Below are 16,047 nucleotides of genomic sequence, written 5' to 3'. Positions count from 1 at the left end.
GACGGATGGAACGAAAATTCATCGACCAAAAAATACGGACGGCGTCGGAGCCCCCTCGGAACATGGGCCTAGAATCGCGGAAGGCTCACTTCGAAGCGCAACTCGCGCCATATTGGCGCCCTCTTGCCCTGCATTGCTATCGTATGCTCGGCTCGCTTCAGGACGCCGAAGAGGTTGCTCAGGAGACCATGCTGCGCGCTTGGCAGCGGATCGGCGAGGTGCGAGCGAGCGAGTCGATTCGTGCCTGGCTGTACAAGATTGCCACGAATGCCTGCCTCGATGCACTCCGGGTGCGCCGGCGTCGCAGCCTCCCTCATTTGGTCCGGCGGGCTCGAACGATGGGGGACGGAGCGCCTCCTCACGAAGAGAGGTGGATCGATCCGGCGCCCGACGCGTGGTTCGAAGCGGAGGACGCGGAGGACGAGAGAGAGCCGGGGCCGGAGAGGCGAACGTTGGTTCGTGAGAACATCGGTCTCGCGTTCATCGCGGCGCTTCAGTGGCTGCCTCCGAAACAGCGGGCCACGCTCATCCTGAGCGACGTGCTCGGATGGCGGCCGCTAGAAATCGCGGAGCTCCTCGAGACGACCATTGTCTCCGTGTATTCGCTCCTTCAGCGAGCGCGCAAAGGAATCGAATCGCACGCGCCCCACGACATAGCGTCGGAAATGACGACCGCCGACGAGGAAGCGTTGCTCCAACGCTACATTGGCGCGTGGGAATGTGGCGATCTCGATGCATTCACTGCGCTGCTCGCCGAAGACGCCATTCTCTCGATGCCGCCCCTCGCAGAGTGGTACTCTGGAAAAGAAGCGATTCATCGATTCCTCACCCATGTCCTGGCGACCGAACCGAGTCGATACCGGCTCATCCCTCTACGAGCAAACCACGCGCATGCCGTGGCTGTTTTTCGCCAGAAGACGGCCGGCGATCCCTACGAGGCCGCCGCCATGACCGTCCTCGCGATGCGCCGCGGACGCATCGCGAGAATGATTCGTTTTGCATCGCCAAACCTCTTTTCGTACTTCGATCTCAGTGAGTCGCCGCGATCCGCGCGCCCGAGCCAGGCGGCACGCACGTAAACGTCACCTCTTGGCCCGCCGTGGCCGCGAGCCCGCGCAGCGCGCCGTCCGTGAGCACTGCGCCATCGCCGGCCCGCGTAAATGTGCCGGCCGCAGGATTGAACAGGTACCCCTGGATCGCACCGCCCCGCGCGACTTGCGCCACGAGCTCACACTCTTTGACGTCGCCGCCGAGCAGCTTCGACGTGAAGGCGGCACGCGCGCGCTGCTCGAGGAGATCGATGCGCGGCCCCACCGCGGCGCCGTTGTTCGCGCTCAAGGTGACCTGCTGCCCGACGATCGGAGCGAGATCGCTGTCGAAGGCGAGCATGAACTGCTCGACGTCTCGGCGGGTTGCGTCGGGGTTGAGGAGGGGGAAGCCGGCGTTGATCTGCGGGTGGAAGATGGCGCCGGTGAAGAAGCGGAACATGGTGTCGAGCGCGCCGTCGTTGGTGAAGCCGAAGCCGCGGATCTGAGGGCCGGTGAAGCCGCTGTCGGGCGCGTCGAACACCTTGACCCGGGGATCGCCGAACATGCCGACCTTGGTGTACATGTTGCGCAGGTGGGGGATCTTGAAGATCTGGGCGATGATGCCCTCGAATGACGCGTTCTTGCTGGTGCCGAACTCGCCCTCGGCCGGATCGAGCTCGTGGCAGCCGTTGCAGGTGAAGCCTCGGAATGGGGTGCCCGGGATGGAGACGCCGTCGGACTCGCGCGGGCCGAAATAGAAATTGCGACCGCGTTGCTGCGCGGCGGTGAGCGAGTTGTCGAGGTTGCGCACCGGGTTGGGCGGCAAGGTGACTTGGAGCTGGAAGCTGGTGAACGCCTGCATCTGGGTGTTCGTGGGCTGCGCCTCGGCGCCGAGCAGGCCGGGGAACGCCACGATGAAGTTGTTGAACGACACGGTCGCATCGGTGGCGTTCACGCCGAATGGGCCATTCGAGCGATCGCCGCGCCAGTGCATCGCGCCCGACTCGCGCAAGCCGCGTAAGGTTTGCGTGGTCATCGGGCCCTTCATGGGGTGGAAATCATCGGGGTTGCCGGTGCCATTCATCTTGCCGCGGAAGCCGAACAAGATCTGGCCCGCGGCGATGGTGAACGCATCACCGAGGTTGCGCGTGATGGGGTTCTTGGTCACGGGCGAGTCGGGATCGCCCAGGTCCCAGGCGAGATCGTCCACGTCGCCGAAGATGTGGCAGCTCGCGCACGAGGCCTCACCGTTGCCCGATAGGCGCGCGTCGTAGAGGAACGGGCGGCCGGCGACCACCGATGCGGGCTCGGGGTTGGGCAGCACCGCCGAGGAGAGCTCGCGGCGCGATGCGAGATCGATCACCTTCACCGCGTTGTCGAACCGGGTCAGCACGTAGAGGCGGCCGCGCGCCTCGTCGAGCACGAGGCCGCTCGGACCGCCGCCGCTGACCGGAATGTAGTTCTCGCTGATCGCGCGCGGGTCGAAGGTGTTGGTGCGCAGCGCGGCGGTGTCGAATACGCCAATTTTGCTCGAGCCGAAGGAGGCGACGAAGAGCGTCTTGCCATCGCCGCTGACCGCCATGTCGACGGGGGTCGAGAGGCTGTGGTTCTTCGCGGTCGGATCGAAGCCGGGCCGGCCGGCGAGCTTCTCGTAGTCGATATGTTTGTTGAGGTGGCGCGGTGCCACGCTTCCACCCGAGAGGATGGTGACCCGCGTCTCGGCCAGATGCCCCTGCACGGTGCTGCCGCCGAATTGACCGGGCCCCTCGAATCGCACGTGGTTCTGCGCCTCGGTGTTCGACACATAGAGCTCACCGGTGACCGGGTTCGTGACCATGTTGAACAGCGTGGTGCCGACATGCGCAAACGACGCCATGGGGGTGAGCGCGTTGGCGTCGAACGAGAAGACATCGGTGTCGGGCAGCGTGAACCGCACGGCGTGATCCCATACGCGGTGCAGCTCGTCCTCCCAGTGCCCGGTCAGGTCGTTGAATTTGACGATCAGCGAGACTTCGGGCGCTTGCTTGCCCTGGAAGTTGGTGGCGGGACCGGGGTTGCCGCCCGGCGAGGTGGAGCCGTCGGTGTTGGTGCACGGGGTGTTGGGTCGAAATCCGGCGCACACCATCGCTTCCAGGAGCGACGTCGTTTGATTGCCCGTCTTGAAGCCGGCGACGAAGACGGTATGGCGATCCGGGCTCACCGCCAGCGCGCGCGGTGTGTCGGTGAAGAAGCTCAGGATCTTCACCGGCGTGCCGCCGAGGGTGTTGCCGAGCTGCGCGGGATCGAACACCCAAACATCGGCGCGCGGGACGGACGGCGTGGTGAGCTTCGGATCCCCCGCGCCAGGTACGTTGGCGAGCGAGGGGTCGCTGCGCTGTTGGCCGCGGTGCGCGGTGGTGATGAACGCGCGCTGCAAGGTGCCCGCGAACACCAGATCGCGGGGCTCGTCGCCGACCAGCAACGTGCGGGTGACGTGAGGTGTGCCGGTCAGGGTGACGATGCTCACGCTGTCCGAGAGGTGGTTGACCACCCACACCTCGTCGTTGGTGCGCGCCGCCACCGTCACCGGCTCGAGGCCCACCGGTACGCGTCCGGCGAACGTGAGCCCGCTGGCGGTGATCGCGAAGATCTCGAGCGTGTCGTTCGGAGTGTCGACCGCGAACAGCTTGGTGCCATCGGGCGAGATCGCGACGGGCCGGACTTGCCCGGACTCGAACTCGATGAACGGCGGCGACGTGACGGCGGCGTGGGATGACGACGATGGTGTCGATGGATCAAATACCGAACAGGCCGGCGCTCCCAGTGCAACCACCGAAAGCAATCCGGCGATGAACCGCGCTCGATCATGCATGGCGACCTCCGCGAGTGGCGAGTCGAATACCGAGGATCGTGAGGGATTTTTGGATATCGCGACGCGGTGAGGCCGCCAACGTAAACCGGGTATCCCGGCGCGCCAGATTACAATCCCAGACTGCCACGCTGCGCCGTGGCAGCGCACTCGCGGTATTGTGCGGGGGTCATGTGCGTCCAGCGCTTGAACGCCTTGTGGAAGCCATTGGGGTGCGCGAAGCCGAGCATCGCCGCGATCTCCGCGATCGAGAGCTGGCTGTTGCCCAAATGGAGCATCGCTTGGGTGCGGCGCACTTCGTCCACGAGGTGGCCGTGGGACGTGCCCTCCTCGGCGAGCCGGCGGTGCAAGGTGCGGAGCGAGACAGCGAGGCGGCGCGCGACCCGTTCGGCGCCGGCGCCCGCGGAGAGGGTCTCGGTGATCGCGGCGCGCGTGCGGTCCGCGAAGCTGGCGACCGGTAAGGCGAGCTGCTGCAACAATCCATCGGCGTGGCGGGTCAGGATCTGCAGCAGGGAGCGATCCGATGCACGATACGGACGTTCGAGCGCGGCGGCGCTGACCCACATGGCGTTCGCCGCGGCGCCGAATCGAGCTTCGCGGAACGCCTCCTCGTAGGGGCCCCGATCCAGAGGAGCAGGATGTGCGAGCTCGACGCGCAACGGACGCGTGGGGTGGCCCACGGAGCGCGAGCCATAGGCGAGCAGCACCGCGAAGAGGAACTCGATCGCGACCGGCTCGGGCGGGGCGAGATCGGAGCGCACGCGGAGCTGCAAGACGGCGAGCGGCGGTGCGACCGAGAGCTCGAGCGCGATGCCATCGTGTGCGAGCGCGAGCAAGCGCGCCGCGAGCTGCAGCGCTTCGCCGACGGACGCGCAGTTCGCGGTGGCGTACTGCATGACGTCGAAGTCGCCGGGCTCCTCGCAGCGCGCCGCCCGCAAGCCGATGGCGCGATCGCCGCTGAGCACGACCGCGTCGCGCAGCAGCGCCATGGCGTGCGCGTGCGGGAGCCGGCGGTCCCGCTCGTCGAGCGCCGCCGCGGTGAGCCCAAACCGTGCGAGCCAGCTATCGCGGTCGCGACCAAGGCGCGCGAGGTAGCGCGCAAATGGCCTGAGCACTTGGACCGAGCAAGTGGCACGCATGGTCCGCGCGCGACACGGTGCGAGCGAGTCCCCCATGGCTTCGCTCTTCGAATGGTACGCGAGCGCAGCGGCGCGGGCTACACGATCCGCAGCTGCGCTCCCGCGGCACCCTTGCAGCCGAAGCCGACGTCGATGCTCGAACGGCGGCATGCTCGGCAGGGCGCATGCGGGGTGTCTGCAGGAAGAGTGCCATATCGTGGCGCGCTTGAACGATCGCGAAAACGCATGGAGGCTTGAAGCGAGGGAGTACCCTTCTGGTAGCCTCACGAGATGTGAACTTCCTGAACGATCAATCCCCGACACACGATTTGACCTACAACGATGTTTTCATCGTTCCCAATCACTCCACAGTAGCGTCGCGCCTCGACGTGGACCTCGCGAGCAGCGATGGCACCGGCACCACCATTCCGCTGGTCGTCGCCAACATGACCGCGGTGGCGGGACGGCGGATGGCCGAGACGGTGGCGCGGCGGGGTGGGATCGTGGTGATCCCGCAGGACATCCCGGAGAACGTCGTGGCGGACGTGGTGGCGTGGGTGAAGGCCCGCCATTGCTTGTATGATACACCGATTTCGCTCAAGCCCACCGATACCGTGGACAAGGCCATCGGGCTCCTGACGAAGCGGGCGCACCAGGCGGCGGTCGTGGTCGCCGACGAGTGCCCGGTGGGGATCGTGACGGAGGCCGATTTTCAGGGCATCGATCGCTATACGCAGCTGGGGCAAATCATGTCGCGGGAGCTCTTGACATTGCCCGAGGGCGTCACGCCGCGGCAAGCGTTCGACAAGCTCGAGGGCGCGCGGCACCGGCTCGCCCCCGTCGTCGACGCGGCCGGTAAGCTCAAAGGGATCCTCACCCGCAAAGGGGCGCTGCGCGCGGCGCTGTACACGCCGGCGACGGACGCGCGAGGGAAGTTGCGGGTCGGCGCCGCCATCGGCATCAATGGAGACGTGGTCAACAAGGCCCAAGCTTTGTTGGCGGCCGGCGCGGACTTGCTGGTGATCGACACCGCCCACGGGCACCAGGAAAAAATGCTGAGCGCCATCCGCGCCGTTCGCTCCCTCGGCGCCTCGCGCGACGTGCCGCTGGTCGCCGGAAATGTGGTGACCGCGCGCGGCGTGGCCGCCTTGATCGAGGCGGGCGCCGACATCGTCAAGGTGGGCGTAGGGCCCGGGGCGATGTGCACCACGCGCATGATGACCGGCGTCGGAAGGCCGCAATTCTCCGCGGTGCTCGAGTGCGCGACCGAAGCCCGGCGGCTGGGCAAGAACGTATGGGCCGACGGCGGCGTGCGCCACCCGCGCGACGTGGCGCTGGCCCTCGCGGCGGGCGCGTCCAATGTGATGGTGGGCTCGTGGTTCGCCGGCACCTACGAGTCCCCGGGGGACGTGATGCGCGATACCGATGGGCGCCTCTACAAGGAGAACTTCGGCATGGCCTCGGGGCGTGCGGTGCAGCTCCGCACCTCGAAGGATTCACCGTTCGACCGGGCGCGAAAAGCCCTGTTCGAAGAGGGTATTTCGACGTCGCGCATGTATTTGGATCCGCGGCGCCCCAGCGTCGAAGACCTCATCGACGAAATCGTCGCCGGGCTGCGTAGCGCGTGCACGTACGCGGGCGCCCGCAACCTCGACGCCTTTTATCGAAATGTCATCGTGGGTATTCAAAGTATGGCCGGCTACGCGGAGGGCATGCCCCTGCACACGAGCTGGTGAACGCGCCCCGCGAACCCCGACGCCCTCGTGCCGTGCGCGCCAAGCAGGTCGTGAGCCTAGGACGTGGCCTTGCGGCGCAGGACATTTTCACGCACTTGCGCGAAGGTGTCGTGCGCGACGGCACGTTGCCAGCTCGGCAGCTCTTCGTGTTTGGCGAGCATGCTCGCGAGGTGCGAGAAAATCAGGAAAAGGTCGGTCGCGATCACGTTCTCTCCCGAGCTCCCGTCCAAGGATAGGAGGGCGACCGACGACGATTCCTGCTGCGGCACGGCGCCGCCCCGTAGGATCGAAGCGAGGACGAGGGCGTCGCAGCCGCCCGCGCGCATCGCGCGCAGCTCCTCCTGCGTAAAATTGCCGCGCTCGACCGTGTATTTGATGCGGTATCGGTTGGACATGGGCTCCTCGCTGCACGCAAACGACTCCCTCCTTGGTCATCTGATGCGCAGAGTCGCCATGAGCGCTTACGTTCGTCGGTATTTCTTCGAGCGCGATCGCGCCCGGGCACGCGGCGGCGAGGTAGGCCCGATCGAAGGCTGCGCGACGGGCCTTCGTTTCTTTCGTGCAGGTTTCAGCCGAGCGCGGGAATAGCGCCGCGTCGCCTATCCCTACGGCTTGCGCGCGAGAATGACGCCTTGCTCCGTCGCGCGTGACGCGGCCATGACCTCCTGCGCCTTCGCGAACGCGGGCTCCTCCCGTGGGTATCCTGATAGGGTTGTGATTTATGCATCGACAAGGATGCGCGCCGCGCATGGGATGTCCTAAATGCATATATCCATGTCAATGGCATCAGCAGAGGGATTTTGCTACGGGAAACGATAGGGTGAAAGGTGAGCGTCGCAGCGCGACAATCAATGCCTCGATTTGAATCCATTCAATAGGGATATTGCGTTCGCAATACGTGAAGCGTAGAGTCACCGCACCGATTCACCTGCAATCGCGGGGAGGACGCACCATGCCCACGAACGACATCCAGGCCATCAATCCGGGTGGAAGCTACAACATCATCCAGACCGTATACCAATTATCGAGGTTCTCCAATTTGGGCGACGGGCTCACGGGCTCGGCGTCGGACATCCAAACGCAGCTTGCAAAGCTCATCGACGGCAAATTGTCGGCGAACAGCCAGCAACTCGGGACGTGGACGCGCGTATGGGGCCCTTGCGTCTATCAAGACGCCGCGAGCAATTCCAACGTAGCGGACAACGTCCTGTACGTTGCCTACAACACGCAGGCCAATTGCTATGTGGTGGCGATCGCCGGCACCAATGGAAATTCCAACTACGACGCAAAGACCTTGGACGACAACGTCTCGACGTTGATCGCGTTCCCCTTTGGTATCACCCCGACCAACAGCACCATGCCACCCGGCGCCATCAGCAGGGGCAATGTCTCGCAAGGCGCCGCATTGGGAACGACGAACCTGCTGAACCTGCAGGACACGACCGGATCCGTTCAATCCTTTTTGAACGCGAAGGCGTCCTCCAATGCCACCTTGATCTTCACCGGGCACAGCCTCGGAGGCTCGCTCAGCCCGACCCTGGCCTACTGGCTCTATCCGACCGCCTTCGATACGGCGCGCTGGGGGCACCAGGTCTTCGTGCTGCCGACGGCCGCGCCGGCGACCGGCGATCAAGGGTTCGTCAACGGGTTCAAGGCTATTTTCCCGCCAAAGGCGCTCTCCGGCATTGCCAACTACGGATTTTTCAATCAGGTCATCTGGAACAAATTCGACGTGGTGCCCCATAGCTGGACCAATCTGGAGAAAGTCCTACCTTACAACGCCGAGAACGATGTCATCTGGAAGGGTGACGACGGCTCGTTCCAGACGCTCTACGGCGAGATCGACGACGCCTTCGCGGCCACCGCGATCTATTTGTTCGTCCAATCGAAGTACAATTTGATCCCGACCCCCAATCCCTACGTGCGGCTGCCCGCGCAGATGTTCATTCCGAGCCAACCGCCGCCGCCGGTGACGGATCTCAACAGCTTCAACAACGCCATGGCCCAGGAGCACCTCCAGGCTTATGATTCGTTCTTCGGGGTCCCGAGCAACGAGAAGAAGATGAAGACCATCGTGTCGACCCCCCAGGCGGCCGCAGCGGCCATTTGATCCGGGTCGGGAGATCTCCCTCCCGCCCTCGTCCACGAAGCTCGGAGAGCACATGACGTCCGGCCCGCGTCCACGAGAGGGCGTCCGGTCCGCGCGCGGACGTCGCCCGGCTCTCCGAGCTCCCACGCGAGCACACCAATCGCGCGGGAAGGCGCTGGATTGAAGCGGTGCGTCGGAATGTCGCGAATGCGAAGACCTTGGGTGCGCGAGGCAAATGGTGCTCTTCTGGGTGCCATGCTTACCCTTCTTCGTCCTCGTTTCGCGAGCGTGTGCCTTGCCGCGCTGGTGGCAGGTGCAGCATGCTCCCCTTCCCCCGCCTCGGCACCGCCCAACGGCCCACCCGCGCCGCCACCGCCAAAGCTCCTCGCGGAGCTCCAAGGGATCGCCGTCACGGCCACCTACCCGAAGGGATTCGATCGGCTCACGGCCGAACAGCGGGCGCTCGCGTACCATTTGACGGCCGCAGGGCTGGCGGGCAATGCGCTCTACACGGGGCAGCGATCGCGTTTCGGGCGGCCCGCGCAGCTCGCCGTCCGGCAGATCCTCGCCGCGACGCCGACGAAGCTCGACCCCGCGACGCGCAAGGAGTTGCTCGAGTACCGGCGCCTTTTGCGGGTGCACGCGGGGTTGCACGATCGGGCCACGGGCGAGAAATACGCGCCGCCCATGACGCGCGCGGAGTTCGAAAAGGCGGCGCGCGATGCGAAGGTGGCCGCACCGGACGATCTCCTCGCGGCCATGTTCGATCCGCATGTGCAGCCCGTGACGATCAACAAGACCCCGGGCCCCGGCAAAGATCCCATCGCGGAGAGCGCCGCGGACCATTACGAAGGGCTCACGAGCGCGGATTTGCACCAGTACCGCGAGGCACACCCGCTCAATGGGCGGTTGATGAAGCAAAACGGAGCGATCGTCGAGCAAGTGTACCGCGCGGGGGACGGAGAGACGCCCTCGGGGCTGGGCGCCGCCGAGCTTCGCCGGGTCATCGAGCACCTCGAGGCGGCGATGCGCCTCGCGCCGCCGGCGCAAAAGGAGGCGCTGCGGCACCTGGTGAACTATTTTGCGACGGGCGAGCCGGAGGAGTTTCGAAAGCACGATATCGCGTGGGTCGCTCACGAATTTCCGGTCGATTACACGTTGGGGTTCATCGAGGTGACGCTCGACGTGCGCGAGCGCAAAGGGAGCTTCGAGGGCTTCGTGGCCATCTCGGATCCCGAGCGTGGCGCGAAGCTTCGGGCGCTCGCGCAGAGCGCGGCTTACTTCGAAGAGAAGCTCCCGTGGCCCGACGAGCTCAAACGCAACGTGTTCCGCACACCGGTGGCCGAGGTGGTCACCGTGCTCGGTGCCGCGGGCGAAGCGGGCTTCTTTACGTTGCGGGGCTTGAACCTCCCCAACGATGCCGATTTTCGAGCCACCTACGGGACGAAGAGCTTCATGATGGCGAGCACCGAGGACGCGCGCGTGCTCGTGGCCGCGAAGCTCGTCGACGAGTTCGTCCCCGCGGAGTCGCGCGCCGAGGTCAAACGGTGCTTCGCGGCGTTGCGCTTCGTCGGGGTCGCGTTGCACGAGGTGACGGGGCATGGCTCCGGCAAGGTAAAAGCGGACCTCGCGGGGACGCCCGAGGCGCTCCTCGCGCCGTACTTCTCGGCCATGGAAGAAGGGCGTGCGAACCTCGTCGTCCACTATCTTTCAGGCGATCCCAAGACGGTGGAGCTCGGCCTTTTGCCCGACGCAGGCTGCGCGAAGGTCGCTCCCGCATGGTACGACGCGGCGGTCCTCGCGTCCTTGCGGTCCATTCCAAAAGGCGACCGCATCGAGGAGTCGCATATGCAGGGCGACTTCGTCCGCCTCGGCGTCTTCCTCGAAAAAGGGGTCATCGTCCCCGAGGAGCGCGACGGCAAGCTGTTTCTCGTCACCAAGGATCCCGAGGCGTGGCGACGCGCCGCGGGCGAGCTGCTCGTCGAGCATCAACGCATCCGCGCGACCGGCGACAAAGCCGCCCTCACGCGGCTGGTCGAAAAATACGCGACCCACGTGAACGCCGCCTGGCGTGACCAAGTGGTCTCGCGCTACGAATCCCTGAACCTACCGCGCGCGATCATCACCGTGCCCCCGGTGCTCACCCCCATCCGCGATGCCAAAGGGACGGTCGTCGACGCAAAAGCCGAGCAGGTCGGATCGCTCGATGCTTATCTCGATGTGATCGAGCGCGCCGAGGATGGTCATTACTAAACAGCAGAATCGCGGCGCGCGCGATCCGGTGTTGTTAGATGCAGAAGCACAAAGGGTCGCCTTGCGCGCAAACGCACGCCGGAGCGTCATGGGACTTCGGCGACGCGATGGCCGACGATACGTCTTCGCCCGTCGGGCGCCGTGCGTGAGGCGAAGACGCTCCCGGCCGAGGGGCGCCGACGAGCTTCGAGGCCGCGCGGCGCACGTCCCCCCGGAGCTTGGCCCCGAGGGGCGCGCGCGCACCGCGGCTCGTTCGGGGTTCGAGGTCGAGCTTTCGAGCCAGCGATCGATCGTCGCCATGCCTCGTCGCATCGTCTTCGCCGGTATCGACGCGCGCGGACAGGACCTCGACATTGGCGCGGGCGGCCTCCGAAGCATGGATCTCCGCGCGATCGGCGTTCGAGCCCGCGACGCCCGACGAGCCGGTGCAGGCACCGGCGAGCAGTGGAAAGAAGGCAAGAATTGCCGTTGCGCTCAGCCTCTTCATCGTGTCCTCCGCGGGGTCATTCCATGTTTCGGTCCGGCGGTCTCCGAACCGGGTGGGTGACCTCTTCGAGGAGCATTGGTCATGCCGGTGCCGTCCAGCGCACACTCTGGAGTTTTGTGGCCCCGTTCTGCGCTATTTCGGCTTCAACGGAGCTCCCCAAGGTCGCGCCGGCCGGAACGACGCTTTCCGCGGGCGGATCCGAACATTCCCGCAAATACGCTCCAGTTGAATATGCCGCGATGCGACGCGGGTCAGCGGCCTTGGCGGCGCTTGTCGAGGGCTTCGATCACCTTGGCGGCGATCTTCTTTTGCGTTTCCACGTGGCCGCTGCCGCCGTGGATGACGGTAATTTCGGTCCCGCGGTACAAGACGCTCAAGATGCCGTGGTTTTCGATCGCGGACTCGCCGATGCCGGGCACGGGCTCGTACCCTTTGAACGACGGATCCGCGGGCGCGGGGGCGAGGCTGATGCTCACGGCGATGCCCTCGTTTCGATCGATCCAGTCGCACTCCGGCTCGGTGGCCGTCGACTTCTCCCCCGCGCGCGAGCTCTTGATCTCCTCCCCGGTGAGCGCCGTCATCTGCTCATGGGTGAACATCTTGCAAACATCCGGGAGGCCCGGCGGCCCCGCGCTGACCGCCGAGCTCGCGGAGGCCGTTCCGGCAGGCGATGCGCCCTCGGATGAATCGGACTTCTTCCCGCATCCACCGCAACCGCCCAGGGTCCCGAGCGCGACGAGCGCCACGACACCCACCACCGCGAGCCGCCCGAGCCGAAGGGAATGACGATTCATGGCCGAGACGGTACCACGAACCGCGGCGCGGGATGTACGGAGGTCCGAGCTCGCGCCCGTGCAGCGCAGGCGACCGCTTCGTGGGCTCGGCTCGAGCTGCCCATCGGCGCGCGCGCCATGGTGATCCGCGCAAAGGGCCTGCGCGGCTTCGAAGCGTTCGGGCTCCAGGCTCACGCGCGATGATTCGTTTGCCCTGCTGGCGCCACCTCGATCTCGGCCGCCGTTTTGGCGCCTTGGTCGCGCAACCATGCCGCGAGATCGGCGTGCCCCTCGCGCTGCGCGGCCTCGAGGGCGGTCAGCCCGTCCCATCCGACCCAGTTCAACTCGGCCCCGCGCGCGAGCAGATATTCGGCAACCTTTGGCTGGCCGCCGTGACAGGCGCCCCATAAGGCTTCGGTGACTTCTTGCGCGGTGGGCGGGGTGGAGCCGCGGAAGAACGCCTCGACGCGTTCTTCGAGCCCCAAGGCCGATGCCTCCCAAAACGTCGTTCGGGCGCCCCGTTCGATCAAGCGTCGGGCGGCCTTCCATTGCCCAAAAGCGGTGGCGTCCGAAATGGGTGTGCCGCCGGCGATGATGGCGCCGCGTGCTTCGATATCGGCGCCGAGATCGATCAACGCATCGAGCACCTCGACGTCATCGTTGCTCGCCGCCCAATGCAATGGAGTTTCGGTGTGGTCGCCCACGAACCGCGCGTTCACGTCGGCCCCTGCTTCGACCAAGGCGCGAACGGTCGCCGCGCCGTTCGGGAGATGGCCCGGCCAATCGGTTGCGATATGCAACAGCGAGCGCGCCGCCGTGCAGGACCCTCCGACGGTGCCAACCCGAGCGGTGGCGAGATCGGGGTTCGCGCGCAGTAGCTCTTTCAGGGTCGGGACGTCGCCCGCGCGAATGGCTTGCACGACGGCGGCGGCGCGCGGTTCATCCGGAGCGAGGATGGAGGTGGGGTGGCTCATCGGGCTCGGGATAGCATGCCGCCGAGGGAGCGGCATGCCCTCGGATGGCCACGCTCCTTCTTTCGCCCGTTCGTAGTTGCTTCTGCACCGGCGTATCCAGAAGAGTGTACAATGCAACCTCCTGGAGTGCGTCGCCAATCTCGCGCCCATAGCAGAATATATCGAGGGTCGCGCAGGAGCGCTGGAGGGTCCACGTCAACATAGGGTCAATCCAAGGGCGCCCGATGCGGCTCGCCAAACCACCGGCGCAGCGCGTTCGTCACACCTACCCTGCTCGGCGTGCTCGGCGTGCTCGGCGCGATCCACGCCACATGGCCGTCGGGGCGGACCAGCAGGGAGTCCACCTCCGAGGGCCAACCCGCATTGCTTCGCTCGGCCGGCGCCGCGTGAACGAAGTCCACCCGATCCGTCCAACCATGGACGATGCCCTCCAGCGCGCGGTTGCTCCCCAGCAAGACGCCGCGCGCGCGGTGCAAGAGATCCGCCGTGGAGCCGCCGCCGGCGAGGGGTATGTGCGGCAGGCGCTTGCCGAGCAGCGGATGCTCGCTCGAGCCGACGTCGTGACGGACGGCCAAGCCGCTGACCATGCCGGAGAGGAGGCGGCCCACCTCGGGGAGCGCTACCAGCTCGGCCATCACCGCGCGAAGCGGCTCGACCTCGTTGCCACTGAGGTAGAGCAGACCTTGCGCCTGCGTATTGCGCAGCACCCGCGCCCCCACCGCGTGCTGCTCGGTGTGGTAGCTGTCCAGCAATGTTGCCGGCGCCCAACCGCGAAGGGTCGCGGCCAGCTTCCAGCCGAGGTTCGTCGCGTCCATCACGCCGAGGCTCAGGCCCTGTCCGCCCGCAGGCAAATGAATATGCGCGGCGTCGCCCGCGAGCAGCACCCGGCCGCGCCGGTATTCGGTGACTTGGCGGGTGGCGTCGGTGAAGACGCTCACCCAACGCGTCTTTGCGCCGTGCAAGCTCTCGCCGGTGAGCCGCTGCCACGCGTCGGCGATTTCGTCGAACGCAATGGGCACCGTGCGCTCACGCCGTGGGGCACCGCGCGGGCACACGATGATGCGATCCACCCCCGGCGCAAACGGCATGGACATGACCATGCCCTCGGACACCCGCTCGCCGATGTACCTCGGCCGGATCGCGCGATCGAGCACGTCGGCCAAATACATCTCGCGCGTGGCGTCGGTGCCGGCGAAATCGAACCCCGCGAGCTGGCGCACGGCGCTGCGGCCGCCGTCGCAGCCGACGAGGTAATCGGCGGCGAGCTCGAAGGGGCCGTCGGGCCCGTCGATGACGGCGACCACCCCGCGTTCATCGTGGTTCAAGGTGACGAGCCGGTGCCGCCGCCGCACGGACGCGCCCAGCTCCCGCGCCCACCCCTCGAGCATTTCCTCGATCTTGTATTGCGGAATACCGCGCGCGCCGAAGTGCGAGCCGGGGAGCACCCCGAAGTCCATGGGGATGCCGCCAAAGTGCCCCTGCCGGCTCGTCTCCACCTCGCCGAATCGCGCCAAGAGCCCGCGCTGGTGGAAGATCTCGGTGGCCCGCGCGGTGAAGCCGAGACCGCGCGATTCACCGCTTGGCTCGCTGCGCGTTTCGACCACCACCACGTCGACTCCCCCCAATCGAAGCTCGCCGGCGAGCATCAATCCCACCGGACCGGCGCCGGCAATCAGGACGGACGTGCGCTCCAATTTGGTCACGTTGCTCATGGTGCTCACCTCCCCACCGCGCGCTTGCCGCGCCGGACGCGCAGATCGCTCCGGACGCCCTTCGCGATATCGGCGTACATCCGCACCATCACCTTGATCGTGACGGCCGGGTTCATCCGAAAGCCGGGGCGCAGATGCTCCCCGTTGGCCTTGATCAGCGCGTCCAGCTTCAAGCCGTTGGTGTGGTAATCCCACTCGGCAAACGCGCGCGACACCGGCTGGACCGATTTCGGCCAATCGCGTCCGGCCTCGTACGTCTCTTTGGCCAGCTCGATTTCGGCCGCCATCAGCGCGCGCAGCCCTTCGCCGATGGGCCCCGCCCCGAGCTGGTGCTCGAGCGACGCACGGTCCAATCCATATTTGGCCAGCCGGTCCAGCGGGATATAGAGGCGCCCTTGCGCGAGATCCTCACGGACGTCCAGGATGAAGTCGATGAGCTGAAACGCCGTGGCGGCGCGGCGGCAAAGCACATTGGACTCGGGGGTGATGGGCTCCAAGATGGCATTGACCCACGACGACGGCAGCAAGGTGACCGTGTCGATGAAGTCCGCGAGCTCTTTCTCCGTCGCGTACTCCGTGGTGGTCAGCGTCTTGCGCTGCGCCGCCACATAGGGCGGCACTTCATCCAGCGGCTGCCCGAAGGTGCGCATGGTGTGCACGAACGCTCGGGCGACGTGGGCGTGCGTCTCCTCGTCGTCCGAGGACAGGGTGCCCGCCGCCGGGAGCTGGTCGCGGGCGGCGCGCGCGAACATCGCCTCCCATTCATCCATCCGGTGCTCGCGCACGGGGATGCTGTGCACCCGGTGATCGACGATGTCGTCCACGTGGGTGATGAAGGTGAAGAGCGTCTCGAGGTAGAGCCGCTTTTCGATGGGGGCCATGTACCGGACCATCGACGGCATCTGCCGGGCCTTGGCCTTCTCCCGCAGCAGGCGGCTCGTGAAGAGGTACGACTGGCGCACCGCCGGATCGGTGATGCCGAGCAGGTCGAGTTCTCGCGTGGTCAACGTGGTGTCCTTTCGATACTTC

At 66.3% G+C, this 16,047-nt stretch carries 12 protein-coding genes; 4 read left to right on the top strand and 8 right to left on the bottom strand.

Going from position 1 to position 16,047, the window contains the following annotated elements:
- Positions 1–62 precede the first annotated feature (62 nt).
- A complete protein-coding gene (locus LZC94_46920) occupies positions 63–1,079 on the top strand; it encodes an RNA polymerase subunit sigma-70 (protein ID WXB15342.1) in 1,017 nt (338 codons plus the stop codon).
- On the opposite strand, the gene LZC94_46915 is transcribed toward LZC94_46920, so the two are convergent.
- Positions 1,030–3,879 (bottom strand): hypothetical protein, encoded by a 2,850-nt coding sequence (locus LZC94_46915; protein WXB15341.1) that lies wholly within the window; start codon positions 3,877–3,879, stop codon positions 1,030–1,032. The two genes, LZC94_46920 and LZC94_46915, sit on opposite strands and share 50 nt — an antisense overlap.
- 107 nt (positions 3,880–3,986) lie before the next feature.
- Positions 3,987–5,015, bottom strand: a complete 1,029-nt coding sequence (locus LZC94_46910; GenBank protein ID WXB15340.1) for an AraC family transcriptional regulator — start codon at positions 5,013–5,015, stop codon at positions 3,987–3,989.
- Between the two features lie 272 nt (positions 5,016–5,287).
- On the opposite strand from LZC94_46910, the gene LZC94_46905 reads away from it, so the two are divergent.
- Positions 5,288–6,730, top strand: coding sequence for a GuaB1 family IMP dehydrogenase-related protein (locus LZC94_46905; protein WXB15339.1), 1,443 nt, complete (start codon positions 5,288–5,290; stop codon positions 6,728–6,730).
- Positions 6,731–6,786: 56 nt separating this feature from the next.
- Here LZC94_46905 and LZC94_46900 read toward each other — a convergent pair whose 3' ends face one another.
- The gene (locus LZC94_46900; protein WXB15338.1) at positions 6,787–7,125 is read right to left on the bottom strand and encodes a hypothetical protein; all 339 of its coding nucleotides are present in this window, start codon (positions 7,123–7,125) and stop codon (positions 6,787–6,789) included.
- A gap of 557 nt (positions 7,126–7,682) precedes the next feature.
- Here LZC94_46900 and LZC94_46895 point away from each other — a divergent pair.
- Both LZC94_46895 and LZC94_46890 read left to right on the top strand, forming a co-directional pair.
- Entirely contained in the window at positions 7,683–8,840 is a 1,158-nt protein-coding gene (locus LZC94_46895) for a lipase family protein (protein ID WXB15337.1), read from the top strand.
- Between the two features lie 234 nt (positions 8,841–9,074).
- Complete coding sequence (locus LZC94_46890; GenBank protein WXB15336.1) at positions 9,075–11,072, top strand: dipeptidyl peptidase 3; 1,998 nt, start codon at positions 9,075–9,077, stop codon at positions 11,070–11,072.
- Between the two features lie 34 nt (positions 11,073–11,106).
- Here the strand turns inward: LZC94_46890 and LZC94_46885 are convergent, their stop codons facing one another.
- From LZC94_46885 to LZC94_46865, 5 genes are all read right to left on the bottom strand, one after another.
- Entirely contained in the window at positions 11,107–11,559 is a 453-nt protein-coding gene (locus LZC94_46885) for a hypothetical protein (protein WXB15335.1), read from the bottom strand.
- A 251-nt stretch (positions 11,560–11,810) separates the two neighbouring features.
- Entirely contained in the window at positions 11,811–12,353 is a 543-nt protein-coding gene (locus LZC94_46880) for a DUF3558 family protein (GenBank protein ID WXB15334.1), read from the bottom strand.
- A gap of 170 nt (positions 12,354–12,523) precedes the next feature.
- On the bottom strand, positions 12,524–13,306 hold the full coding sequence (locus LZC94_46875) for an ankyrin repeat domain-containing protein (GenBank protein WXB15333.1): 783 nt from the start codon (positions 13,304–13,306) through the stop codon (positions 12,524–12,526).
- A gap of 206 nt (positions 13,307–13,512) precedes the next feature.
- The gene (locus LZC94_46870) at positions 13,513–15,018 is read right to left on the bottom strand and encodes an FAD-dependent monooxygenase (protein ID WXB15332.1); all 1,506 of its coding nucleotides are present in this window, start codon (positions 15,016–15,018) and stop codon (positions 13,513–13,515) included.
- A 5-nt stretch (positions 15,019–15,023) separates the two neighbouring features.
- Complete coding sequence (locus tag LZC94_46865) at positions 15,024–16,025, bottom strand: squalene/phytoene synthase family protein (protein ID WXB15331.1); 1,002 nt, start codon at positions 16,023–16,025, stop codon at positions 15,024–15,026.
- Between the last annotated feature and the right edge of the window lie 22 nt (positions 16,026–16,047).

It is taken from the genome of Sorangiineae bacterium MSr11954 (assembly GCA_037157815.1).
GTDB lineage: Bacteria > Myxococcota_A > Polyangia > Polyangiales > Polyangiaceae > Pendulispora > Pendulispora albinea.
Note: the sequence above shows the minus strand (reverse complement) of the source record. Positions and strands in the feature narration are given on the sequence as shown.

What these genes read in the sequence shown, in the direction of transcription:
- LZC94_46880 (WXB15334.1), bottom strand. Translation starts at nt 12,353, where the DNA reads ATGAATCGTCATTCCCTTCGGCTCGGGCGGCTCGCGGTGGTGGGTGTC.
- LZC94_46875 (WXB15333.1), bottom strand. Translation starts at nt 13,306, where the DNA reads ATGAGCCACCCCACCTCCATCCTCGCTCCGGATGAACCGCGCGCCGCC.
- LZC94_46920 (WXB15342.1), top strand. Translation starts at nt 63, where the DNA reads ATGGGCCTAGAATCGCGGAAGGCTCACTTCGAAGCGCAACTCGCGCCA.
- LZC94_46870 (WXB15332.1), bottom strand. Translation starts at nt 15,018, where the DNA reads ATGAGCAACGTGACCAAATTGGAGCGCACGTCCGTCCTGATTGCCGGC.
- LZC94_46900 (WXB15338.1), bottom strand. Translation starts at nt 7,125, where the DNA reads ATGTCCAACCGATACCGCATCAAATACACGGTCGAGCGCGGCAATTTT.
- LZC94_46890 (WXB15336.1), top strand. Translation starts at nt 9,075, where the DNA reads ATGCTTACCCTTCTTCGTCCTCGTTTCGCGAGCGTGTGCCTTGCCGCG.
- LZC94_46885 (WXB15335.1), bottom strand. Translation starts at nt 11,559, where the DNA reads ATGAAGAGGCTGAGCGCAACGGCAATTCTTGCCTTCTTTCCACTGCTC.
- LZC94_46910 (WXB15340.1), bottom strand. Translation starts at nt 5,015, where the DNA reads ATGCGTGCCACTTGCTCGGTCCAAGTGCTCAGGCCATTTGCGCGCTAC.
- LZC94_46895 (WXB15337.1), top strand. Translation starts at nt 7,683, where the DNA reads ATGCCCACGAACGACATCCAGGCCATCAATCCGGGTGGAAGCTACAAC.
- LZC94_46915 (WXB15341.1), bottom strand. Translation starts at nt 3,879, where the DNA reads ATGCATGATCGAGCGCGGTTCATCGCCGGATTGCTTTCGGTGGTTGCA.